Below are 23,230 nucleotides of genomic sequence, written 5' to 3'. Positions count from 1 at the left end.
TGTCAGTCCGTCAGGTCGGTGACCTCACGGGTAGACGACCTCCTCCAGGGCCTCCTGGACCGAGAGGTTGACGGCGCCGTAGCCACCGACGATGTGGACCATCTGCGCGCGCAGCGCGGTCATCGCCTCGACCGTGTCGCTCGGCAGCCGGTCCGGCCGGGTGAGCAGGACGGCCATGTTGTTGTTCGCCGCCACCGGGGCCGCCGCAAGGGCGTCCGGGAACTCCACACCGGTCGCGAGGAACGCGCCCGGGGCGGGGGTCGGGAAGAACTCCGTGGCCACCGCTGCGGCGGTGCCGTACCTGTTGGTGCCGCCCAGGCGGACGACCTCACCGGCGTCGGCGCCGGCGGCCGTGGCCACCTCGGCCGAGACCGCACCCTCGCCACCGATGACGTAGACCGTCTCGGGCGACAGGCGCTCCAGCTCGGCAGCCGTCGCGCTCGGCAGCAGGTCCGACCGGGTCAGGAGGACCGAGGAGTCCTCCATCCCGGCGGCTGCGGCGGCCGCGAGGGCGTCCGGGTAGTCCTTGCCGCTGGCCAGGAAGACGATGTCGGAGTCCGCCTCCTGTGCCTGGCTGACACCCACGGCCGTCTCGTACCGGTTGGCACCGGCGAGCCGCTCGACGTCGGCATACTCGCCGAGCGCCGTGGCGACGTCACCGCTCACCGCTCCCTCGCCACCGAGGACGATGATGGAGTCCGGGCCGAGCTGCTGCAGCGCCATCCGCGTCGCCGCCGGGAGCATGTCCGGGCGGGTCAGCAGGACCGGGGCCTCGTCGGAGCCCGCGAGGGCACCGCCCGCGAGGGCGTCCGGGAAGGCCAGGCCGCTGGCGACGTAGACCGTGTCCACACCGTCGGGGAACTCCTCGACGGCCAGCTCGGAGGCGGTGGAGTAGCGATCCTGACCGAGGACGCGGTCCACGGTCGGACGGTCCTCGTTGCCGTAGTCCGAGCCCTTGAAGGCGACCCCGAAGACGGGGCTCTCCCAGGTCTCGGTCTGCGCCTCGCGCTCGTCGTTCCAGGCCTTGGCCTTGGTGACGACGACCTCCATGATGTAGTCGCCGTCCGGGACACGGACCTTGGCGCCGTTGTCGTCGATCATCATGCCGTCCCACGGGTAGGCCGAGAAGCCGTTGCGGGTCGAGGACCGGGCGAGGTAGTCGACCTCGGCCACGGTGCCCATGGACTCACCCTTGGTGCCGTCCTCGTTGGCCGCGAAGACCTCCCACTCCATCCGGCGAGCCTGGTGCTCGAAGTGGATGAGGAACTGCGGGGCGTCGTCCTGCTCCATGGTGAAGACGGGGTCCTCACCGGCCAGGTCGTAGGTCCCGGCAGGGTCGACGCACTCGTAACCGAGCCAGAGCTCGCAGCTGGCGACCCGACCCAGCGCCGGGAGCTCGAGGATGACGTTGCCCTCGGCGTCGACCATGTCGGCCAGCACCTCGGTCTCCTGCAGGTCGGCCGCGTGACCGCCGTAGGCGACCGAGTAGGTGTCGGCCTCCTCGCCCTCACCGGTGGTGAAGCTGACGTAGCCACCGAAGATCGGGTCCATGCGACCCTCGATCGTCGGTGAGGTGATGGTCATCGGCACCTCGACGCTGGCGCCGGCCGGGACGACGACCGTCGGGGCGACCTCGACCACGGCGTTCGCCCCGGCCGCGTAGACCCAGTCGTTCGCGGTGCCGGAGGTGGCCACCGCCGGCACGTGCTCGGTGGTGTAGACCTGCTCGGTGTCGCTGGTGTTGGTCAGCGTCACCGTCTGGGTGCTGGTCTCGCCGCCGAGCTGCTGGCCCAGCTGGACCAGACCGGGCTCGATCGTCGCCTCGGCGAGGATCGAGTCGTCGATCTGGATCATGCCGGCACCCTGACGGTGCACGAGCTCCAGCCCCTCAAGGGAGGCGACGTTCACGGGCAGCTGCATCGAGCTGTTCATCAGCTTGAGCTTGATCTCCTCCACGCCCAGGTCCGGGTCGGCCTCGAGCATGAGGGCCGCGGCCCCCGCGACGTGCGGGGCGGCCATCGAGGTGCCCGAGAGCGTGGCGTAGGGCTGGATCTCCAGCGGGTAGGTGGCGTAGATCTGCCCACCCGGCGCCGAGAGGTCCGGCTTGAAGGTCGTGTCGGCCATCGTCCCGATCGAGCTGAACGAGCTGATCAGGCCGCCGGTCGGGTTGGGGACCGACGCCTCCTCACCGGTCCAGGTGATGACGTGGCCCTCGGTCGCCAGGGCGTCGGCGGCCAGTCGCGAGCCGTCGGCCTGGGTGACCATGACGACCGGCACCTCGATCGCCGGGTCACCGGCGACGCTGGGGTTGATGGTCCCCGGAACGTTGTTGTAGATCATGACACCGGCCGCCCCGGCCGCCTGGCCGTTGCGGGCCTTCTCGTGGAAGCTGCAGGTGCCGCGCTGGATCATCACCCAGTTGCCCTCGATGAGCGCCTTCTGCTCCGCGGTGAACGGGTCGGCGCCGCAGGCCTGGGCCTCGGTCGTCCCGGGCTCGTGGACGGCGACGAGGGTGTCCTCGCCCGAGGTCGGCGGCTCGGGGGCCGGGGTGCCGACCGAGAAGGGCACGTCGTTGCCCTCCTCGTCGACGAAGACGACGGCGTCGTAGAAGGTGTTGTCGACCGAGCCGACACCGATGGTGTCCTCACCGACGCCGGGGGCGCCGACCGAGTGCAGGCCGTTGGCGCCGGAGTTGCCGATGGAGGCGACGACGACGACGCCCTCGCGGGCGAGCGCGTCGGTGGCCTGCGCGGTCGGGTACTCCTTCCACGCGGAGAAGGCGGAGCCGATGGAGAGGTTGACGACGTCCATGTCGTCGGTGAGCGTCTGCTCCATCGCGTGCAGCATGATGTCGGCGTCGGTCGAGCCCTCGCAGCCGAAGACGCGGTAGGCGCCCAGCGTCACGCCGGGGGCGACACCGGTGACCTCGCCGTCGGCGCCGGTGATGCCGGCGACGTGGGTGCCGTGACCCTGGCAGTCGTCGGGGTCGGCGTCCGGGAACGGCTCGGGCTGGTAGCCCTCGCCCGCACCGGGGTCGGCGTTGTAGTCGTCACCGACGAAGTCGTAGCCGAAGGCCACCTTCTCGGTCGGGAAGGTGGTGCTCTCCGGGCTGCCGTTGCCCCCGAAGTCGGGGTGGTCGTAGTCGATGCCGGTGTCGATGATGCCGACCTTGACGCCGGTGCCGTCGAAGCCGAGCTCGCTCTGCACGATGTCGGCGCCGGTCATCGAGATCGCGGTGAACAGCTCGGGGTCGATCTGGGTGCCCTCGGGGCGCTCGGGGGCGTCGACGACCCCGACCGGAAAGATCGCCTCGACCGCGTCGGAGGACGCCAGCTCGAGCAGGGTGTCCTCGCTCGCCGTGACCGACAGACCGTTCCAGAGGGTCTCGAACTCCGAGCGCACCTCCATCTCGGCACCGGAGGCCTTCACGTCCGCGAGGAAGCGGTCACGCTGGGACTCGATCGAGTCCAGCGAACCGCCGGCGCTCGTGCTGGGTCCAGCGAGCTGGACGAAGTAGGAATGAGGCACCAGGTCTGCACCGGTGGCCTGGTTGTCCTGGATCTTGCTCTCCGGCGCCGGGGACCCCGGCGCGACGAACGCATCGTCCTCCGCTGCCGCCGACAGGGGTGCCAGCACGGCACCCGTCAGCGAGAGGGCGGCGATCGCGGAGAGCGCGCGGCGGGGACGTCCCCCGGGCCATGCACTGCTCACGAATGATCTCCTTTGATGATTCCGGCCGACGCAGGGATGGCGAGGGCCGCCTTCGACCCTAGGCGCTGACCGGCGGGTCACCAGGGGGCCGAGATCACGATCACATGACGATAGGGTCACGAGAATTCCTTACCTGACCTAGCGTCAAGGCATTCTCATCTGCGGGTATGCCCTTGACCTCACCTCATCGGGTGAGGGCGTGACCCTCACCCAGGATGAGGATGCAGAATCACAGGGTGCTCACCCGGCTCCTGCGCCGCCACCTGCGGCCCTACACCGGGCTGGTCGTGGCGGTGCTGGCGCTCCAGCTGGTGGCCACCCTCGCCAGCCTCGTCCTGCCCAGCCTCAACGCCGACATCATCGACCGGGGGATCGTCGGGACCGACCTGCCCTACATCTGGCGCACGGGCGCCCTCATGCTGGCCGTCAGCGCCGTGCAGGCCGTGGCCCAGATCGCGGCGACGTGGGCGGCGGCACGGACGGCGATGGGTGTGGGGCGGGACGTGCGGGGGGCCGTCGTCGAGAGGGTCCTGACCTTCTCCTCCCGCGAGCTCGGCGAGTTCGGCGCCCCCTCACTCATCACACGCAGCACCAACGACGTCCAGCAGGTCCAGCAGGTGACCTTCATGGCGCTCGTCATGCTCGTCGCGGCGCCGATCACCGCGATCGGCGGGGTCGTCATGGCGGTCCGCCAGGACGTCGGCCTCTCGCCGCTCATCGCCGTCGCCGTGGCCGTGCTCCTGGCCGGCATGGGCTTCATCATCGCCCGGATGGTGCCGCTCTTCCGCGCCAACCAGACCCAGCTGGACGCGGTCAACCGCGTCATGCGCGAGCAGATCACCGGCATCCGGGTGATCCGAGCCTTCACCCGGGAGTCCGAGGAGCGCGCCCGCTTCGCCCGCACCAACACCGAGCTCACCGGCATCGGCCTGCGCCTCGGCGACCTCATGGCCCTGATGTTCCCCTTCGTCATGCTCGTGATGAACCTCTCCAGCGTCGGGGTCATCTGGTTCGGCGCCCAGCGCGTGTCCTCCGGGGCGATGGAGGTCGGCGCGCTCACGGCATACATCAGCTATCTCATCCAGATCCTCATGTCGATCATGATGGCCACGATGGTCGCGACGATGATCCCGCGGGCCACCGTGTCCGCCGAGCGGATCGGCGCCGTCCTCGGGACGAGCAGCACGGTCGTCCCGCCGGACCATCCGCGCTCGCCCGGGCCGGGCGCCCGTGGCCTCCTGGAGCTGCGCGGGGCGACCTTCTCCTACCCCGGCGCCGAGACCCCCGTGCTCTGCGACATCGACCTCACCGCCCGGCCGGGCACGACCACCGCGATCGTCGGGGCGACCGGCGCCGGCAAGACCACCCTCGTCCGGCTGCTGCCCCGCCTCGCCGACGTCACCGGTGGCCAGGTGCTCCTCGACGGGGTGGACGTGCGCGAGCTCGCCCCGGACGAGCTGTGGTCACGGGTCGGGCTCGTGCCGCAGCGCCCCTACCTCTTCTCCGGCACCGTCGCCTCCAACCTGCGCTTCGGCGACCCGGACGCCACCGACGAGCAGCTGTGGGAGGCGCTGCGGGTGGCGCAGGCGGAGGACTTCGTCAGCGCCTTCCCCGAGGGCCTCGAGCACCCGATCGGCCAGGGCGGCAGCAATGTCTCCGGGGGTCAGCGCCAACGGCTGTGCATCGCGCGGGCCCTCGTGGCCCGGCCCTCGGTCTACCTCTTCGACGACTCCTTCTCAGCCCTCGACCTCGCCACCGACGCGCGCCTGCGCGCCGCGCTGCGCCCCCTCACCCGGGAGGCCACCGTCGTCGTCGTCGCCCAGCGCGTGTCCACCATCGCCGACGCCGACCAGATCGTCGTCCTCGACGAGGGCAGGGTGGTCGGCGCCGGGAGGCATACCGACCTGATCGAGAGCTGCCGGACGTATGCCGAGATCGTCCGCTCGCAGGAGCACGGGGAGGTGGCGGCATGAGTGAGGACAGGACCTCCGAGCCTGCCGCCGCGCCGCCGCGCCGCGGCCCGGGCGGGCCGATCGGGGCTGCGGTGCCGGTCGACAAGCCCAGCAACTTCGCCGCCTCGGCCCGGCGTCTGGCCGGTCGGCTGCGTCCCTACCGCGCGCTCGTCGCGCTGTCGGTGCTGCTCACCCTGGTCGCGGTCGTGCTCAGTGTCCTCGGCCCCCGCGTGCTGGGCCGGGCGACGGACTACGTCTTCGCCGGTTTCCTCGGGGCGCGGCTGCCGGCCGGCGCGAGCGTCGAGGAGGCCGTCGGGGATCTCCGGGCGGCCGGTCAAGAGACGCAGGCCGACCTCGTCGCCGGCACGCCCTACCTCGTGCCCGGTCAGGGCATCGATTTCGGTGCCGTGGGCCGGACGGTGGCGGTGGTCGTCGCGCTCTACGCCGCGTCCGCGGTCCTCATGTGGCTCTCGACGCGCCTAGTCAACCGGATCTCCATGCGGACCGTGCGCGACCTGCGCTCGGACGCCGAGGACCAGCTGCACGAGCTACCGCTGGCCTACTTCGACGGGCGGCCCCGCGGCGAGATCCTCTCCCGGGTCACCAACGACCTCGACAACCTGCAGACGACCCTCCAGCAGACCTTCGGCCAGCTGCTCAACGCCCTGGTCACGGTGGTCGCGATCCTGGCGATGATGCTGTGGATCTCCCCGACGCTGACGATCATCGCCGTGCTCACCATCCCGGTCTCGGTGCTGGTGACCGTGCTCATCGCGCGGCGCAGCCAGAAGCTCTTCAAGGCCCAGTGGGCGCACACCGGGACGCTCAACGGACAGATCGAGGAGGCCTTCACCGGGCACGAGCTGGTCACCGTCTTCGGTCGCCGCGAGCAGGTCGCCGACCGGGTGCGGGCGATCAACGACCAGCTCTACGACGTCACCTGGCGGGCGCAGTTCATGAGCGGCGTGATCATGCCGGCGATGTTCCTCATCGGCAACCTCGGGTATGTGCTCGTCGCCGTCGTCGGGGCGATCAGGGTGACCTCGGGGACGCTGTCGCTGGGCAGCGTCCAGGCCTTCATCCAGTACTCCCGCCAGTTCACCCAGCCGGTCACCCAGGTCGCCTCCATGGCCAACCTGCTGCAGTCGGGTGTCGCGTCGGCGGAGCGGACCTTCGAGCTGCTCGACGCCCAGCGGCAGGTGCCCGAGGCCGCCGACGCGCAGCCGGCACCGCGTGGCCGGGGCGGGCGGATCGCCTTCGAGGACGTGCGCTTCGCCTACGGCGAGGAGCCGCTCATCGAGGGGCTCTCGCTCGTGGCCGAGCCCGGGCAGACGGTCGCGATCGTCGGGCCCACCGGGGCGGGCAAGACGACGCTGGTCAACCTCATCCTGCGCTTCTACGAGCTGGACGGGGGCCGGATCACCCTCGACGGTCGTGACATCACCACGATGACCCGGCAGGACCTGCGCTCACGGGTCGGCATGGTGCTGCAGGACACGTGGCTCTTCGAGGGCACCATCGCCGACAACATCGCCTACGGGCGACCGGGGGCGAGTGAGGCCGAGGTGCGGGCGGCGGCCGAGGCGGCCTACGTCGACCGCTTCGTGCAGCACCTGCCGGAGGGCTACGACACCGTCCTCGACGACGACGCCGGTGCGGTGTCGGTCGGCGAGAAGCAGCTCATCACGATCGCCCGCGCCTTCGTCGCCCAGCCCTCGCTGCTCATCCTCGACGAGGCCACCAGTTCGGTCGACACGCGGACCGAGCTCCTCGTGCAGGGGGCGATGGCCCGGTTGCGGGCCGACCGCACGAGCTTCGTCATCGCCCACCGGCTCTCGACGATCCGGGACGCCGACCTCATCCTCGTGATGGAAGCCGGCCAGATCGTCGAGCAGGGCTCGCACGAGGACCTGCTCGCGAGGGGCGGGGCCTACGCCCGCCTGCACGCGGCGCAGTTCAGCGGCGCCGCGGTGCAGGTGGACGAAGGGGAGGTCAGCTCTCCGAGCCCATGAGCTCCTCGGCCGGGACGGCGTCGGCGGGAGCCTCGACCTCTTCTGCGGAGTTCCAGTCGGTGAGCACCATCTCCAAAGGCTCTTCCATCCCCTCGGAGATGAGGACGCGGAGCAGGTTGTCCTCCCCGTCGGCCGAGATCCAGATCTCGGCCTCCTCGTCCTCGATGGTGTAGTGGTAGGCCTCGACACCGTCGACCTCGCCGAGCTCCTCCGCGGAGGTCTGCAGGTCGCTGGCGTCGGTCGGGATCTCGGAGAAGAACTCCTCCCATAGGCTGGAGAGGGAGAAGGAGTCGCCGATGTTCATCTCCGGCGGGGTCTCGATCCACTGACCGGCCAGGGTCTCGGCCTCGGCCGATGCCCCGGCCATCGTCCAGAAGGCCTCGTCGCCGTTGAGGTAGTAGACCTCGTCGACGGCGATGATCTGCACCTGCGCACCGTCGATCGTGGCGTCCACGGAGAAGTTGGAGTTGTCGAGCTGCCCGCTGAGGGTGGCGTCGATCGTCATCTCGTCGTCGGAGCCCGTGATGGTCGCCGTCATCGACTCCGCGCTGTTGGCGTTGTCGATGACCGTCGGCCAGAGGTCCTCCAGCGGCGGCACCTCGGAGCTGCCCGCGGCCTCCTCGGTGGCCTCCTCCTCGGTCGTCTCCTCGGCCATGTCCTCCTCGGTCGCGGTGTCGTCGGCGGCGGCGTCCTCGGTGGCGGTGTCCTCCGGGCTCTCCGCGGCAGCGTCGGCCGGCGGCGAGGCGGCGGGCTCGTCCTCGCCGCCGCAGGCGGTCAGACCGCCGAGCAGCAGGCCGGCGAGGGCGATCGAGGTCAGGTGGCGGTTGCTGGACATGCTGTCTCCCTGTGGGTGGGGGGTGATGGTCGCCTGCACGACCGGTGGCTGTCCGGCGGACGAGCCCCCCGGGCTCTGGCGCACCTCCGACCCTACACGGATGCACTCGTCGTGCCTGGTCAGCAGGGCCGACGCCTGGCAGACGTCGTCGAAGTCCGGCGTCGGGTCACGACGCCCTGCTCACGACCTCTCCTCAACCACCCTTCCCACCACCCCTCCTCACACCCCTGACCCCGACCGAGCGCCGCAGATGGTCGCCCTGGGCCTGACCGAGCGCCGCAGATGGCTGCCCTGGGCCTGACCGAGCGCCGCAGATGGTCGCCCTGGGCCTGACCGAGCGCCGCAGATGGTCGCCCTAGGCCCCACCGAGCGCCGCAGATGGTCGTCTGCAGTGCCTGCGCAGGGTGATCATCGGCGCACGTGCACGGATACTCCCCAGGAAGGCGCCGCATACCGTCGACGATGCATGCAGGTGCACCGATCCTCACCGGTGAAAGGGTCACGCACCGACTCTCAGCCGCCAGGTCATGTGTCAGCCCCCTCGAGCAGGCTGAGGGTTGACCTCACGGCTGAGAGTGGCGTCCAGCGCTCATCCGGGCGCGACTCACATGGAGCGTTCGAGGCTGCGCCGCAGCAGCACCGATCCGAGCGCGAGCACGACGGCGGCCATGAGCGTGAGCACGCCGAGCTCGGTGAGGACGTCGCCAAGCCCGCCGTCGCGCCGCACCAGCTCGGCCATCGCGTCGTAGGCCCAGGCGTGCGGCGTGACGTGGGCGATGGCCCGTAGCCGCTCGGGGAAGATCTCCAGCGGCAGCATGCACCCACCGAGGGTGGCCAGGACCAGGCCGAGCCCCACCGCGAGGCCGCTCGCCGCGCCCTCGCCGTCGACGAGGACGCCGAGCACCATGGCCGCTCCAGCCGCGATGGCGGCGAAGACGAGGAGCACGAGCAGGCTCACCCGCAGATCGCCCCAGTCGACGCCGAAGAGCAGCGCCGAGGCGAGCATGATGTATGCCCCCTGCAGCAGCGCGATGAGCACCCGACCGACGGTCAGCCCGAGCATGGCCTGCAGCGGCGTCACCGGTGCGGCGACGACGCGCCGGATCACTCCGGCACGCCTGGCCTTGATGAGGGCCGCCGACGCGCTGAGCGTGCTGAGGAAGACGAAGAGCAGGAGCTGGCCCGAGGCGCCCACGTCGAACTGTCCGGCGCCGTCGAACTGCCTCGCGAGCTCGTCGGTGGGCTCCCGGACCAGCAGGGTCGGCCCGGGCACCCGCTGCTCGGCATCGGAGAGCGCCGACCGGGCCGACGCCTCGTCGACACCGACCGCCTCGACCAGGCTCATGACCTGCCCATTCTGACCCACCAACGACTGCGTCCGGCTGCGGACCAGCTGGGCGGTCGCCGGCGCCTGGGCGTCGCTGCCCTGGACGAGCTCGAGGTCCATCGGCGCCCCCGCCTCGAACTGCCCGGCCGCTCGCTCCGACACGAGCACCCCGACCTGGGCCCGCCCACGGGCGATGTCCTGGCGCACCGATTCGGCCGAGTCGTCGACGCTCACCTCGAGCTCGGCGGCCCGCCACTCCTCCACCAGGGCGGTGCGCGCCGACCCCTCGGGGGCCGCCACGGACACCGAGCCCGCGGAGGACCCACCGGTCCCGAACTGCCAGCCGATCACCGCGACCATCGCGAGCGGGAAGATGAAGACGAAGAAGATGTTGGAGCGGTCGGCGACGAAGCGTCGCAGCTCGACCCAGGAGATGGTCAGGACCGTTCTCACAGCACGTCCGTCCGTCCGGGGGTGAGGGCGGCGAGCGCCAGCATCACCACGGTGAAGAGGAGCATGGCCAGCAGCACCGGGGCCAGGTCCACGACCCCGCCGCCCCCGGAAACGACGCCCAGGCCCCGGCTCAGCGCCGACACCGGGTTGAGGAGCAGGACCTGCCCGAGCAGACCCTCGGCGTCCACCCGGAAGAAGGACCCGCCACTCATGCCCAGCGTGACGGCCACGATGGTCTGCGCGACCCCTGCCTGCTCGGCGGTGCGGGCGACCTTGGCGATGAGGAACATGATCGACGTGGCCGCGGCGACGACACCCATCACCAGCACCGCGACGACCGGGGGCGAGCCGAGGTCGACGTCGTCGAAGAACACCGTGCCGGCGGCCAGCAGCACCCCGGTCGCGAGCACCCCGAGCACCCAGCTCGACAGGCCCTTGGACAGCGGCACCCACCAGGTCGGGATCGGCATCGAGACCAGCCGTGACAGCGTGCCCCACTCCCGCTCGACGACCAGCCCCAGCACGCCGAACCCGACGGTGAAGAGGAGGAAGAAGCCGGCCTGGCCCGCGACGATCGCCTCCCGCGGGGTCAGCTCCTCGACGGTGGCCAGGCTCGTGCTCCAGCCGACCGCCGGCCCGGCAGAGGCCTCCGCGCGGACCAGCGACTCGATCTGCGGCCCGTCGGCCCCCAGCGCGCCGGCAGCCGCGGCGGTGCGCCCGGTGGCGGTGAGCTGGCGGAGCACCTCGTCCACCACGGAGGCGACCACCGTGCCCTCCGTCCCGGCGGACCCGCCCAGCTCGAGGGTCACCTCGGGAGCCTCACCCGCCGTCACCGCGGCGCCGAAACCCTGCGGCACCTCGAGGGCGGCACCGACCTCCCCGTCGGCGAGCAGCGCGGGCAGCTCCTGCGGGGCGGACTCGACCACCGCCACCTCGAACCCTTCCTCGCCGAGCGACCCCAGAGCCTGCGTGATGGCCTGCGCCGCCGGGTCGTCCGCCGGGGCGCTCACGGCGACGGTGATCGGCTCCAGCTCCTCGGTCAGCGGCGCGAAGACCAGCGAGAACACCCACATGAGGGCCAGCGGCACCACCAGACCGAAGATGAGGATCGAGCGGTCCAGCACCTGCTGGCGCAGGTCGCTGGCCACCATCACGAGGAGTCGTCCCATGGTCAGTCCCGGAGCGCTTTGCCGGTGAGGTGGAGGAAGACCGACTCCAGGTCGGGACGGGCGATCTCGACGTCGCGCAACGACATACCGGAGGCGCTGACGGTCGTGACGATGGCGCTGATCGCCTGCGCCGCGCCCTCCACCGACAGCACGAGGCGGCCCTCGCCCTCGACGCGATGCACCTGCCGCACGACGGGTATGCGCGCCAGGGCCGCCTCCGTCTCGGCGCTCGCCCCGTCACCGACGAGGGTGACGGTGTCCGCCCGACCGGTCAGCTCCACCAGCTCCTCGCGCGTGCCCTCGGCGATGATGCGCCCCGCGTCGATGATGCCGATCCGGTCGCAGAGGCGCTCGGCCTCCTCCATGTAGTGCGTGGTGTAGAGCACGGCCCGGCCCTGCGTCGAGAGGGCCTCCACGGCCTCGAGGATCGCGTTGCGCGACTGCGGGTCCACGCCGACCGTCGGCTCGTCGAGGATGAGCAGGGAGGGCTCGTGGAGCAGCCCGATCCCGATGTTGAGGCGACGCTTCATGCCGCCGGAGAAGGTCTTGGCGGGCCCGGTCGCCCGGTCGGTCAGCCCGACCGTCTCGAGCACCTCGGCGACCCGGTGGCGCAGCGCCGCCCCGCGCATCCCCTGCAGGCGGCCGAAGAAGAGCAGGTTGCTGCGCGCCGACAGCTCGGGATAGATCGCGAGGTCCTGCGGGACGAGACCGAGGTGGCGCTTGGTGGCGATGGGGTCGCTCACCATGTCGGAGCCGTTGATCCGGACCTGCCCGGCATCGGGCCGCAGGAGCCCGGCGATCATCGAGATGGCGGTCGTCTTGCCGGCGCCGTTGGGGCCGAGCAGCCCCACCGTCTCGCCCTGGTCGATGTGCAGGCTCACGCCGTCGACCGCGGCCAGGGTCCCGAAGGAGCGGCGCAGTCCCTCGACGACGAGCACGGGTGAAGTCATGCCCCGACGCTAGGGGGCCGCGCGACCCTCGGGGCATGTCATCTGTCATGCGTCCGACGTGCACCTGCGCACCCCGGCCGCCAGCCAACATCTAGGCTGGCACCGTGACTCTCACCCCGCGCAGCAGGCGCACCTCACCCGTCCGTCTCGACGAGGAGTTCGACCGGGCGGCGGGCCGCTACGACCTGCTGACCCGGCTCAACCCCGGCTACCACGCGGCGCTCCGGCGGGCGACCGCCGCACTGGTGGGGCGGTTGGGGTCAGGTCCGCTGACGTTGTGGGACCTGGGCTGCGGGTCGGGGTTGTCCACGCGCGCGCTCGTCGAGGCCACCGGTCCCTCGGTGCGGATCGTCGGACTCGACGCCTCCGCCGGCATGCTCGCCCAGGCGCGCGACAAGCAGTGGCCCGCCGGGGTGGGCTTCGTCCACGCCACCGCCCAGGAGCTGGCCCGGGTGGCCGGCGAGGAGCTCGACGGCCCCGCGGACGGCGCCTTCGCGGCATACCTCCTGCGCAACGTGCCCGCCGAGGAGCGCGACGCCGTGGTCCGCGCCATCGCCGAGCAGGTGCGGCCGGACGGCTGGGTCGCGCTGCAGGACTACCACGTCAAGGGCAGCCGCCGGGCGAGCGCGACCTGGTCGACGGTATGCCGTCTCATCGTCACCCCGCTCGCGGTGGTCACGCGTGGCAACCCCGCGATCTACACCTACCTCCACCGCAGCGTCCTGGACAACGACTCCACGGCCGAACTCGACGCCCGCCTGCGCCGCGCCGGGCTCGTGGACCTGGAGTGGAGCACCGCCGCCGGGTGGCAGCGCGGCATCCTGCACACCGTCCTGGCCCGCCGTCCGCTCGAGGACGGGACCGCATGAGCCCCCTCCCCGGTGCGCGCCCCGCCCGACCGCTGCCCCCGGGCAGGGACCCGCGGGCCGTCCGTCACCCCGGCCACGCGGGGGCGGCCCGGGTCGACCAGCCCCGCTCCGCCGTCGTGGTCGGGGGCGGCATCGCGGGGATCGCGGCAGCGACCGTGCTCGCCGAGCGAGGGGTGGACGTGACCCTGGTCGAGGCCCACGACCAGCTCGGGGGTCGGGTGCGTTCCTGGCCCGTCGACGGCGGACGGACGATGTCGCGCGGCTTCCACGCGTTCTTCCGGCAGTACTACACGCTGCGGGCACTGCTGCGCCGCGTCGACCCGACCCTGGCCCACCTGGTGCCGGTCCCCGACTACCCGCTGCGGCGCCACGACGGGCTCACCGACTCCTTCGCGGTGCTCCCGCCGACCCCGCCCGCCAACCTCGCGACCTTCGTCGTGCGCAGCCCGACCTTCCCGGTCCGGAGCCTCACCTCGGTGCACCTGCCGAGCGCCGTGGAGCTCATCACCGCGTCCTACCCCGCGAGCCACGAGCGCTACGACGGCGAGTCGGCGCAGGCCTTCCTCGACCGGTTGCGCTTCCCCGAGGGGGCCCGACACCTGGCGCTGGAGGTCTTCGCCCGCTCCTTCTTCGCCCACCCGGACGAGTTCGGGGCCGGGGAGCTCGTCGGGATGTTCCACGCCTACTTCACCGGGTCGGCCGAGGGACTGCTCTTCGACGTCCCGGGCGACGACTACGACACCGTGCTGTGGGAGCCGCTGCGCCGCTACCTCCTCGCGCGCGGCGCGACGGTCCGCACGGGGACGACGGTCAGCTCGCTCACCGGCCCCGGAGACGGGGCGGGCTGGCAGGTCCGCGTGGACGACGGCGAGCAGCAGGACACTCTGCGGGCCGACGCGGTAGTGCTCGCCACAGACCCGCGGGCCACCCGCGCCCTGGCCGGCTCCCTGCCCGCCTCCGACGCGGCGCGCGAGGACTGGCACCGGCGGCTGGCGGCCGGGCGCAACGCCCCGCCCTTCGTCGTGCTGCGCGTCTGGCTCGACGGCTTGGTCGACCCCGGGCGGGAGGCCTTTCTCGGGACCAGCGGCTTCGACCTACTCGACAATGTCACCGTGCTCGAGCGCTTCGAGGACGGCGCCGCCCGGTGGTCGGCCGAGCACGGTGGCTCCGTCGTGGAGCTGCACGGGTATGCCGTCGACCCGGTCCGCGACCCCTCGCTGGCGGCCGGCGAGGGTGACGACGGGGGTCGGCACGGTGTCGACCTGGCGGTCATCCGGGAGCGGCTGCTGGAGTCCCTGCACGAGGTCTACCCCGAGACCGCGACGATGCCGGTGGTGCACGAGGAGCTGCTCGTCGAGGACGACTGCGGTCTGGTCGGCACCGGACCCTGGCGCGACCGGCTGACCGTGTCCACGCCATACCCCGGGCTCGTGCTGGCCGGTGACGGGCTGCGGGTCGACTGGCCAGTCGCGCTCATGGAGCGGGCTGCCGTGACCGGGGTGCTCGCCGCCAACGACCTGCTCTCCGGCTGGGGCGCGCGGGGCGAGGACATCTGGACGGTCCCGCTCGAGGGCGTCCTGCGGCCCGGGCGCTACCGCTCCGGGCGATGAGCACCGCCCCGGCCGACAGGCCCCCCGGCTGCCCCGGGGCGCCTCAGGGTGTGCGCCGCGCGCGGCGACCGGAGGAGCCGCAGACCCCGGTCGTGGAGCGCGTCGACGCGGGCGGGCGTGCGGGGGTGAGCACCGTGTGGCGGCTACGGGGCCTGCAGCCTGCGCGCCAGCTGCTGCGCGCGCGCTACGCGACGACCCAGGCCGGCTTCACCGCAGAGGCGATCCCGCAGGGGCGGCTGAAGCACCACCCGATCCTCGTCTCGGACGGGCCGCAGCACGACGAGCAGCGACGCAAGGTGGCGAGGTTCCTCGCGCCTGCGGTCGTGACCGAGCGCTACGGCGACCTCATGGCGCAGGTCGCCGACCGCACCGTCGAGCGGGCGCTGCGGTCCGGCCGGTGCCGGCTCGACGAGGCCGCCCTGCACTACACCGTCGAGGTCACCGCGGAGCTGGTCGGGCTGACCGAGTCCGACGTGCCCGGGCTCTCGCGGCGGCTCGTGGCGTTCTTCGACCAGCCGCCCTTCGACATCGCTCGCGACGACCTCGGCCGCAGCCGCAGGCAGTGGGCGCGGGCCGCCCGCAACGGCCTCTCGCCGGTCGCCCGGCTCTGGTGGTATGACGTGCGCCCGGCCCTGCGCGCTCGTCGCAGGGAGCGCCGGACCGACATCATCAGCCACCTCCTCGACGAGGGCTACAGCCGGACGAGCATCCTCATCGAGTGCGTCACCTACGGCACGGCGGGCATGGTGACGACGCGGGAGTTCATCGTCATGGCGGCCTGGCACCTGCTGTCCGACGACGCGCTGCGGGAGCGCTACCTCGCCGCGGGGCAGCCGGAGCGGCTGGCGATCCTCGAGGAGGTCATCCGCCTGGAGCCGGTCGTCGGCCACCTCTACCGCCGGGTGCGCCGACCGGTCGAGATCACCGACGGCGACCAGACCTGGACCCTCCCGCCCGGCGACCTCGTCGACGTCTGCGTGCGCGCGGCCAACACCGACACCGCCGCGGTCGGCGCCTCCCCGCACGAGCTGTGCCCGGGGCGCCCGCTGCCCTCCGGTGTCGGCGGAGCAGGCCTGGCCTTCGGCGACGGCGAGCACAAGTGCCCAGGTCAGCCGCTCGCGCTGCTGGAGGCGGATGCCCTGCTCACCCGGCTCCTGCTGCACCGCCCCCGGCTGGTGGGCGAGCCCGAGCTGGGCTGGGACCACCTCATCGAGGGTTACTGGCTGCGCGGCTTCGAGCTCGAGCTCGACCCGTCCTCCGGGAGCGAGTGACGGTAGGTCCACGACGTCAGCGCGGTGGCGAGCATGGCGATGAGCACCCCGAGGAAGACGTGGACGTCGACGACGCGCGAGAAGCCCAGGGCGGCCTGCACCACGACGGCGACCCCCACCGCCACCGCGAGCGCGACGTTGACCGGCCCGGCCGAGCGGCGCAGCACGAGGTAGACCGCGACGGCCGCCAGGACGACGACCAGCGTGACCCACGCCCCCACCTCGTGTAAGGCGAGGTAGCGCGAGCGGCCCCCGATGAAGGCCGCCGCCCAGCCGGACTGGGCGACGACCGCGCTCAGCAGGAGCGTCGCGGCCGACCGGAGCACGATGAGGTGCGGGTGCGGCAGGGAGGCGGGGAGCGGCATACCTCTCACCCACCGTCCACGGGCCCGGGCAGCCGCCGCAGCGGACCCCGGGCCAGAACGTCGGAGACGATGGCGACCTTGACCCGGCGCGGCACACGGCGGCGCTCGCTGAACACGTCGTAGTCGGCGGCCTCGATCCGGTCGAGGATGAGGGCATACATCCGCAGCGCCGTCGCGACGCAGCGGGCGCTGCGCGGAGGCAGCATGGCGACGCCGCGGGAGGCGTCGCGGTAGAGCTCGCGGTTGCGCTTGATCTGCTCGGCCATCACGGCCCGCCAGGCCGGGGTGACGGTGCGGGTATGCGGGTCCGCACCGTGCCGGGCGAGGTCCGCCTGGGGCAGGTAGACCCGCCCGCGGTCGAGGTCCTCGCCGACATCGCGCAGGAAGTTGGTGAGCTGGAAGGCCAGGCCGAGCGAGCGTGCCGGGCCCTTCGCCGCGGGGTTGACCGGCTCCAGGACCGGCAGCATCATCTCGCCGATGACTGCCGCCGAGCCCTCCATGTAACCGTCCCGCAGCTCCTCCCAGGTGGCCCACGTCTCGCGGGTGAGGTCCAGCTCCATCGCGCGGAAGAAGCGGTCGAAGCACTCGGGGTCGGTGCCGCGGCGCCGCACGCTGTCGACGACCGCGGCCATGACCGGGTCGGTGGAGCCGCCGTCGGCGAGCGCGGTGGTGAAGAGCGCTTGGAACCCGCGCAGCCGCACCCCGGGGTCGGCGTCCGCCGGCACGGGGACCTGCACCGTCTCGGGCTCGTCGACGATGTCGTCGGCGAGGCGGCACAGGGCATAGACCGCGTAGACGTCGCGGCGCTGCTCGGGCGGGAGCAGACGCGCCCCCCAGTAGTAGGTCGTGCCGTGCCGTCTCGTCAGCTCCCGGCACCGGGAATACCCCTGGCTGAGCAGGGGGTCTGCCGCTCGGGACACCGCGTCGTGCATGCGGCCAGCCTAGTCCGGCTAGGGTCGGCCCGGAGGTGAGGCACGTGCACGATGTCGCCGTGGTCGGGCTAGGGCCGGCCGGTCGGGCGCTGGCCTCCCACGCCGTGCGCCAGGGGATGTCCGTCCTCGCCGTCGACCCGCGACCGGACGCGCCGTGGACGCCGACCTACGGCGCCTGGGTGGAGGAGCTCTCCGGGCTGCCGCCCGAGGTCGTGGCCCGCGCGATCACCGTCCCCGAGCTGTGGGCCCGCCGACGTCACCGGCTGGAGCGGCCGTATGCCGTGCTCGACAACCTCGCTCTGCAGCGGGCCCTCCCCCTGGCCGGGGTCGAGGTCCGAGAGGCGCGGCTGGACGACGACGAGGTCGCTGCGCTGAGGAGTGAGGCGCGGGTGGTCGTCGATGCCCGGGGCGCGCGCCCCGCGGGACGCCGGCCCCGGGATGCCTCGCCGGCGCAGACGGCCGTCGGCATCGTCGTGCCCGCCGCCGACGCCGCCGCCGCGCTGGGGGGAGCCCAGGGGCTGCTCATGGACTGGCGGGCCGACTGGTCGGCGACGCCGCGGACGCCCCAGGGCACCCCGTCCTTCCTCTACGCCCTGCCCCTGGACGACGACCGGGTGCTGCTCGAGGAGACGTGTCTTGCCGCAGCCCCCGGGATGGGCGTCGCGGAGCTCCGCGAGCGCCTGCTCCGACGGCTGCTCAGCCGTGGCGTGCCCGCGTCGGCGGTCGAGCGGCCGCTCGGTCGGGAGGCGGTGTGGATCCCCATGAGGGGTCGCGACGAGACGCCCCCGGCCGGGACGATCGCGGTCGGCACCGCCGGCCGTGGGGGGCACCTGATCACCGGCTACTCGGTCGCGCACTCGCTGCGCTCGGCCCAGGCTCTCGTCGACCGGGTCGCGGCCGACGGCGTGCCACGCGCTGCCGACCCGCTACGCCCGGCCGACCTCCTCCGGCAGGCCGGGCTGCGGGCCCTGCTGCGCCTGGACACCGAGGGCACCACAGAGCTCTTCGAGGCCTTCGGCACCCTTCCGGTGCACCGCCAGCGCGCGGTCATGGCGCGAGGGGCGGACGCGCAGCAGCTCGGGGCGGCCATGTGGGGAATGTTCGCCTCTATGCCGAAGTCGGGGAAGGCTGCGCTCGTGCGGGCCACCCTCGGACCCGGGCGACGTGCGCTCGGCGGCCAGCCGTGAGCAGTCCAACTCAGGCCGCGGTCTGAAAGTACGTCCTGTGACGGATTCCGGGCCACGTCCCTCTCGAGTCGGGGTATCGAGCCGGTCCCGCACCTGCGGTGATGGGCCAGACCACTGGGCGCGACCGCGACTCGAAAACGGTCGTGACCGCGCCACGCCGATCTTGCGTCTCGGAGGCTCCAAGCAGCGTGTTATGGCCTCGTCGCCGGCGCTGCCGCCCAAGTGCCGAGGTCATGACAGACCGGATCTGCCGATGAGCGGATCGTTCACTCCTCCTCGGTAGACCTCGCCATGCAGGATCCGGCCATTCCCAAGGGAACGCCCGCCAGCCGCGTCACGCGGGGCCCTTCGATAGGCGGAGGGGGTGAGTCGTCAATCTTGGCGGCCTGTCTCGACTGGCAGCACTCTCGGGTCAGTCCGACCCAACAGGCTGTACCCTCGCCTACATGTCAGCGGTCGGCAATCAGGGTCAGCACGTGGGGGGACTTTACGCAGGGTTCGAGGCGTATCGAACTCACAGTTCGGAAGAACTCCGCCACGCACTTCGGAGTTGTCTCGTCGTCTTTGATACGAACGTCCTTCTGAACCTCTATCGATACAACGAAGAGACCCGCGCCTCTATCGTTGATGTGATGAGCGCACTGGGGGATCGTCTTTGGGTACCGCATCAGGTGCTCGAAGAGTTTTGGCGCAACCGGGAACGGGCGCTTTCCGACCCACTCGGGCAGGTCCAGCAAACCTCCAATGAGTTAGAGAAGTTACGCGCTGCAGCTGTAGACCAACTTCGCATGTGGGTGAATAGGGCGGCACTCAGCAAAGCGGAGGAGGAAGCAGTCGAGTCCTCGCTCGACGCCGCCTTTGGTGAGGCGCAGGGTCTGCTGGATGGCCTGATCGATGAGGAGGAAGTGTCGCGCGCCAAGAATACAAGAAACGACCGGGTGTTGGATAGTCTGGAGAGCGTCCTGACTGGCAAGGTGGGGCCGCCGATGTCGGCGGAAGGCTACACGAACGCTGTTAAGGAAGGGCATCGAAGGGTAGAGGCAGGTGAGCCGCCCGGCTTCGGGGACGCCAAGAAGGCAAACCGTGGTGGTGAAGGCGCGGCTGGCGATTATCTTGTGTGGGAGCAGGTGCTTCGGGAAGCGTCAACCCGACAGATGCCGGTCCTGTTTGTAACGGGCGACGTTAAGAGGGACTGGTGGCGCTTCGAAGGCAGCAGCCCCAGAGGGCCGCGCGTGGAACTCGCTCGCGAACTGAACGCACGTTGTGGCCAAGATCTCATCATGCTTCGACCCGAGACACTGCTGGAGTTGGCAGATACTTTGTCTGTCAGCGTGCGCCCGGGCGCGGTAGAGGACGTTGAACGTACCACCCGCCTGGAAGAAGCTGAAGAAGACGATCGAGATGCAACGGGGTGGACGCCTGAGGCGGTCGAGACTCTCCTGCGAAAGCTCAAGATCGAGGCACCAGTGCAAGAGGCAACCATCCGTTACGCCGCTCAAAACGGAGGCTTCGTAGGGCGTGACGAGGTCTATAGCATCGGCGAGTATGAGCCATCAAGACAGCTCAAGGGATTCACGCGGCCCGTTAACCGGCACGTCCAGGCGCTCCGAGAGATTGGCACCATCCCGGAGGACGCAGCGGACGTGTTGGTGCCGGTGTACGACGAAGGGAAGCACGGCTTCGGATGGGTGGACGGTTTCAGAATTCCAGCCGAGATCGTTCAGCTTCTGCGATCTTGACTTGGGCGACTCGGCCGCTGCGGCGCTTTAGCCAATCGGGGTCGCGGAATCACGAACCATTGGACGGAACCCAACTCCGGCAGATCCGCATGACACTACTGGATGGTACTTGGTGAACACTGAGAATGTCAGAATGCTTTGGCACTATACGGACGCCAACGGGCTCCTAGGACTCCTCCGCAGCAGGGAGTTGTGGGCGTCATCTGTGGAGTACATGAACGACGCCGAAGAGTTGATGTTCGGGCGGAGGGTTATCGCAGATGTCGCAAAGGAGGTCTGCCGGACCTATGGGAGAAGTCATGAGAAGGACGCTTACAACCCGGCTTTGAGCGACCTGCGCACGTGGGCCGCGAGTGTGTCAGGACAACTCGAGGGGTTGGAGCCCGACCCTGGTGAGCCTATGGCCGCATTTGCAACGAGTTTCAGTTCAAATGGCGACCAACTCAGCCAATGGCGAGGGTACGCCAATGGGTCGGGCTTCGCTGTGGGATTCGACTTCGTAGCTCTGCGGGAACTAGTGGGCGACCGGTGCGGAGGTGTATGCCGGTTGCATCCGATCTGCTATGGTCAGGACGCGCGTGACTTCGTCGAGCGATTCATTACCCACAGCTGGGTGAACTATTGGGATCCGGCCAGCATTGATGACGCCAAGGAAAACCTGCTGATGCATACATCGCGTCTAAAGCATGGCGCCTTCAACGAAGAACAAGAGCATCGACTCATCGTGTTGAACCCAAATGTGGAGTCTGTGAAGGTGCGAGTGCGTGGTGCTGGCCTGGTCCCGTACCTTCCCATCCCGTTAAGTTCGAACGCCATAAAGGCCGTCCGAGTAGGACCTGGAAACGACCAGGCTCTGCAGATGAACGCCGCGGTGATTGCTCTGCAGTCCACCGGGTTCGTCGGCGATGTCGAGGTGTCAGTGTCCGAAGCTCCGTTCAGGAATTGAAGCACAGGCCTTCTGTGAGGTGGCCAACGATCAAGCCGTGGCAGCGCGCGCAGGCCTCGGCCCTCGAGGCCTGGCCTGGTGTGGCCTTCTTGTCCAGTGAACTAGGACGTACTGTGTTGGCCCTATATTCGAGCACTCGACTCTGCCGCCGCATTATGCCGCTGGCCGTCCAGCAGTCCCAGCCGTCGCAGTAAGCCTCACCGCGCGGTACTGGCACCCCTCTGTGTCAAGACGCCGCTGGCAGGGTCGTTCTAGGCTTTGTGGTGGCGGGTCCGGGAAGTGGCTTGTCCGAAGAGCCGGCAGCGGGTTGTGAGCCGGTCGCGCTGGAGTCAGAGTCGTCACCCCTTTGCCCTCCCGGGCCCGTCGTCGCGCGTCGGGCGAGGTCGTCGAGCATCGCCTTGTAGACCAGGTCGGACAGGCGCCGTTTGAGGCACCGCAGTGCTTCCATCGATGTCTTCCCCGCGGCTTTCTTCCGGTCGTAGTAGGCGCGGCCCTCGGTGGTTCTCGTGCGGAGCTGGACGATGGCCATGACGTGCAGCACCCGGTTGATCTGCCGGTTCCCGCCTCGGGAGAGGCGGTGGCGGACGTGCTCGCCGGAGGAGGCGTCGATGGGCGCGGTGCCGGTCCAGGACGCGAAGTGGTTGCGGTCGGGGAAGCGGGTGATGTCGCCGACCTCGACGAGGAGCCGCGCGGCGCCGGAGGGTCCGATGCCGTGCAGGTCCATCAGCGAGGACCCGGTCTCGGCGACGAGGGCTTTGAGCTCCTTGTCCGCGGCCTTGGTGCGGGCGTAGATCGTGGCCAGGTCAGCTGTCAGTTCCAGGGCGTGGGCCTTGCGGACCTTGCCCGCCGCGGTGGTGGGGCGGACCTTCTTCAGCAGCTCTTTGGCCTGGGTCGCGGACAGGAACGTCTTGGCGCCGCCGGGGATGAGCTCGAGCAGGAGTTTGTGCAGCTGACATATCTTGCGGGTGTGCTCCTCACCCAGGGAGCGGCGGCGGTCCACGCACATCCGCAGCACCTCGAGCTGCTCGTCGTTGATGACCGGGCGCAGCCCGCTCATGCGGACGCCGACCAGGGCGATGGAATGGGCGTCGGTGGCGTCGGTCTTGCGGCCCTGCCCGGTGGCGAAGATCCGCACCCGCGCCGACATCTTCGCCGGCACGTCCACGACGTCCTCGCCGTCGGCGACGAGCCGGTCGGCGACGTGCTTGCCGATCCCGGCGCAGCCCTCGACCGCCCACACCCGCTCAGGCCACTGACGGGCGTAGGCCGGCAGCCGGGTGTATCCCTCGGCGTCCGTGGGAAAGCGGCCGCCTCCGACGACGGACTCGTCGGCGGTCATGACCTCGATCGTGACGCTGCGCTTGTGCGGGTCCATCCCGATCACGACCCGCGGTGACTCCTGCTCGTCCATTGCTGTGCTCCTTTGCTCGGACAACGGTGATGTCGAGCTGGGAGGGCACCGCTACGTACGGCTGGGCATACCCCTCTTGAGCCTCTCGCAGCCCTGGCGGTGACCGGGACGACGCACGCCAATTGTGAGCCTCACGCCAAGAGCGTGGGCAGCCGCAAAGAGAACGACCATCCCGGTCACCTGAGACCGAGCCTGGCCGGGCCCGATCCTGCCGTCAATGAAACACGTAGCCGCTGGTCGAGCGGTCGCCACGCCGATGAGCGAGAGATTAGATCGGCAGAGTAAGGGTCACTCGCTGAGATCCCAGCAGCAGGTTGGCGGGGCTCCGCCCAAGCCTTCAAAGCAAAGTGCCCCATTTCACACGACGTGGGACAAGTACCGAGCCGGCCTCGCCGCTTGGGCCGCCCGACACGGCTCGCTGCATATCGTGGCCCGCTTCAGCCTCCCAACCGGCGTCGTCGACCCGCATCAGGGCATGACCGATCGCGCCA

16 protein-coding genes are annotated in these 23,230 nt (G+C 70.7%); 8 read left to right on the top strand and 8 right to left on the bottom strand.

What is annotated here, in order from left to right:
- Nucleotides 1-24 precede the first annotated feature (24 nt).
- Nucleotides 25-3,711 (bottom strand): cell wall-binding repeat-containing protein, encoded by a 3,687-nt coding sequence (locus FA582_RS17345; RefSeq protein WP_010148413.1) that lies wholly within the window; start codon nucleotides 3,709-3,711, stop codon nucleotides 25-27.
- A gap of 236 nt (nucleotides 3,712-3,947) precedes the next feature.
- On the opposite strand from FA582_RS17345, the gene FA582_RS00485 reads away from it, so the two are divergent.
- Nucleotides 3,948-5,684: an ABC transporter ATP-binding protein gene (locus FA582_RS00485; protein ID WP_010148412.1), complete on the top strand. Its 1,737-nt coding sequence runs from the start codon at nucleotides 3,948-3,950 to the stop codon at nucleotides 5,682-5,684.
- Nucleotides 5,681-7,675, top strand: a complete 1,995-nt coding sequence (locus tag FA582_RS00480) for an ABC transporter ATP-binding protein (RefSeq protein ID WP_010148411.1) — start codon at nucleotides 5,681-5,683, stop codon at nucleotides 7,673-7,675. The genes FA582_RS00485 and FA582_RS00480 overlap by 4 nt, the downstream gene beginning before the upstream one ends.
- On the opposite strand, the gene FA582_RS00475 is transcribed toward FA582_RS00480, so the two are convergent.
- The 4 genes from FA582_RS00475 to FA582_RS00460 form a co-directional block, all read right to left on the bottom strand.
- Nucleotides 7,656-8,510, bottom strand: coding sequence for a hypothetical protein (locus FA582_RS00475; protein WP_033229192.1), 855 nt, complete (start codon nucleotides 8,508-8,510; stop codon nucleotides 7,656-7,658). The two genes, FA582_RS00480 and FA582_RS00475, sit on opposite strands and share 20 nt — an antisense overlap.
- Before the next feature lie 604 nt (nucleotides 8,511-9,114).
- Nucleotides 9,115-10,290 carry an ABC transporter permease gene (locus FA582_RS00470; protein ID WP_010148409.1) on the bottom strand — a complete coding sequence of 392 codons (1,176 nt, stop codon included), beginning with the start codon at nucleotides 10,288-10,290 and terminating at the stop codon, nucleotides 9,115-9,117.
- Complete coding sequence (locus tag FA582_RS00465; RefSeq protein ID WP_051125202.1) at nucleotides 10,287-11,459, bottom strand: ABC transporter permease; 1,173 nt, start codon at nucleotides 11,457-11,459, stop codon at nucleotides 10,287-10,289. The genes FA582_RS00470 and FA582_RS00465 overlap by 4 nt, the downstream gene beginning before the upstream one ends.
- Before the next feature lie 2 nt (nucleotides 11,460-11,461).
- Complete coding sequence (locus FA582_RS00460) at nucleotides 11,462-12,409, bottom strand: ABC transporter ATP-binding protein (protein ID WP_029541429.1); 948 nt, start codon at nucleotides 12,407-12,409, stop codon at nucleotides 11,462-11,464.
- A gap of 104 nt (nucleotides 12,410-12,513) precedes the next feature.
- Between FA582_RS00460 and FA582_RS00455 the strand changes: the two genes are divergently transcribed.
- Genes FA582_RS00455 through FA582_RS00445 form a run of 3 tightly spaced genes read left to right on the top strand, consistent with a single transcriptional unit; the run spans nucleotide 12,514 to nucleotide 16,159 of the window.
- Nucleotides 12,514-13,278: a methyltransferase domain-containing protein gene (locus FA582_RS00455; RefSeq protein ID WP_010148406.1), complete on the top strand. Its 765-nt coding sequence runs from the start codon at nucleotides 12,514-12,516 to the stop codon at nucleotides 13,276-13,278.
- The gene (locus FA582_RS00450; RefSeq protein ID WP_010148405.1) at nucleotides 13,275-14,888 is read left to right on the top strand and encodes an FAD-dependent oxidoreductase; all 1,614 of its coding nucleotides are present in this window, start codon (nucleotides 13,275-13,277) and stop codon (nucleotides 14,886-14,888) included. Before FA582_RS00455 ends, FA582_RS00450 begins: the two co-directional genes overlap by 4 nt.
- Nucleotides 14,885-16,159 carry a cytochrome P450 gene (locus FA582_RS00445; RefSeq protein ID WP_081480601.1) on the top strand — a complete coding sequence of 425 codons (1,275 nt, stop codon included), beginning with the start codon at nucleotides 14,885-14,887 and terminating at the stop codon, nucleotides 16,157-16,159. The genes FA582_RS00450 and FA582_RS00445 overlap by 4 nt, the downstream gene beginning before the upstream one ends.
- On the opposite strand, the gene FA582_RS00440 is transcribed toward FA582_RS00445, so the two are convergent.
- The gene (locus FA582_RS00440; RefSeq protein WP_010148403.1) at nucleotides 16,105-16,524 is read right to left on the bottom strand and encodes a hypothetical protein; all 420 of its coding nucleotides are present in this window, start codon (nucleotides 16,522-16,524) and stop codon (nucleotides 16,105-16,107) included. The genes FA582_RS00445 and FA582_RS00440 overlap by 55 nt on opposite strands.
- Nucleotides 16,525-16,529: 5 nt before the next feature.
- Entirely contained in the window at nucleotides 16,530-17,456 is a 927-nt protein-coding gene (locus FA582_RS00435; RefSeq protein WP_010148402.1) for a phytoene/squalene synthase family protein, read from the bottom strand.
- Between the two features lie 35 nt (nucleotides 17,457-17,491).
- On the opposite strand from FA582_RS00435, the gene FA582_RS00430 reads away from it, so the two are divergent.
- The 3 genes from FA582_RS00430 to FA582_RS00420 all read left to right on the top strand — a co-directional run bounded on the left by FA582_RS00430 (nucleotide 17,492) and on the right by FA582_RS00420 (nucleotide 21,328).
- Nucleotides 17,492-18,643 carry a lycopene cyclase family protein gene (locus FA582_RS00430; protein WP_033229191.1) on the top strand — a complete coding sequence of 384 codons (1,152 nt, stop codon included), beginning with the start codon at nucleotides 17,492-17,494 and terminating at the stop codon, nucleotides 18,641-18,643.
- A 446-nt stretch (nucleotides 18,644-19,089) separates the two neighbouring features.
- Nucleotides 19,090-20,382 carry a PIN domain-containing protein gene (locus FA582_RS00425; RefSeq protein ID WP_141567682.1) on the top strand — a complete coding sequence of 431 codons (1,293 nt, stop codon included), beginning with the start codon at nucleotides 19,090-19,092 and terminating at the stop codon, nucleotides 20,380-20,382.
- Between the two features lie 112 nt (nucleotides 20,383-20,494).
- Nucleotides 20,495-21,328, top strand: a complete 834-nt coding sequence (locus FA582_RS00420; protein WP_010148399.1) for a DUF2971 domain-containing protein — start codon at nucleotides 20,495-20,497, stop codon at nucleotides 21,326-21,328.
- A 226-nt stretch (nucleotides 21,329-21,554) separates the two neighbouring features.
- Here the strand turns inward: FA582_RS00420 and FA582_RS00415 are convergent, their stop codons facing one another.
- Entirely contained in the window at nucleotides 21,555-22,739 is a 1,185-nt protein-coding gene (locus FA582_RS00415) for an IS110 family RNA-guided transposase (RefSeq protein ID WP_010148398.1), read from the bottom strand.
- Nucleotides 22,740-23,230: the final 491 nt, after the last annotated feature.

The sequence above is a fragment of the Serinicoccus profundi genome (assembly GCF_008001015.1).
Taxonomy (GTDB): domain Bacteria; phylum Actinomycetota; class Actinomycetes; order Actinomycetales; family Dermatophilaceae; genus Ornithinicoccus; species Ornithinicoccus profundi.
Note: the sequence above shows the minus strand (reverse complement) of the source record. Positions and strands in the feature narration are given on the sequence as shown.

Excerpts from the sequence above, each read along its gene's own strand:
- FA582_RS00435 (WP_010148402.1), bottom strand. The coding sequence starts at position 17,456 with ATGCACGACGCGGTGTCCCGAGCGGCAGACCCCCTGCTCAGCCAGGGG.
- FA582_RS00465 (WP_051125202.1), bottom strand. The coding sequence starts at position 11,459 with ATGGGACGACTCCTCGTGATGGTGGCCAGCGACCTGCGCCAGCAGGTG.
- FA582_RS00445 (WP_081480601.1), top strand. The coding sequence starts at position 14,885 with ATGAGCACCGCCCCGGCCGACAGGCCCCCCGGCTGCCCCGGGGCGCCT.
- FA582_RS00475 (WP_033229192.1), bottom strand. The coding sequence starts at position 8,510 with ATGTCCAGCAACCGCCACCTGACCTCGATCGCCCTCGCCGGCCTGCTG.
- FA582_RS00450 (WP_010148405.1), top strand. The coding sequence starts at position 13,275 with ATGAGCCCCCTCCCCGGTGCGCGCCCCGCCCGACCGCTGCCCCCGGGC.
- FA582_RS00425 (WP_141567682.1), top strand. The coding sequence starts at position 19,090 with ATGTCAGCGGTCGGCAATCAGGGTCAGCACGTGGGGGGACTTTACGCA.
- FA582_RS00440 (WP_010148403.1), bottom strand. The coding sequence starts at position 16,524 with ATGCCGCTCCCCGCCTCCCTGCCGCACCCGCACCTCATCGTGCTCCGG.
- FA582_RS00480 (WP_010148411.1), top strand. The coding sequence starts at position 5,681 with ATGAGTGAGGACAGGACCTCCGAGCCTGCCGCCGCGCCGCCGCGCCGC.
- FA582_RS00460 (WP_029541429.1), bottom strand. The coding sequence starts at position 12,409 with ATGACTTCACCCGTGCTCGTCGTCGAGGGACTGCGCCGCTCCTTCGGG.
- FA582_RS00415 (WP_010148398.1), bottom strand. The coding sequence starts at position 22,739 with ATGGACGAGCAGGAGTCACCGCGGGTCGTGATCGGGATGGACCCGCAC.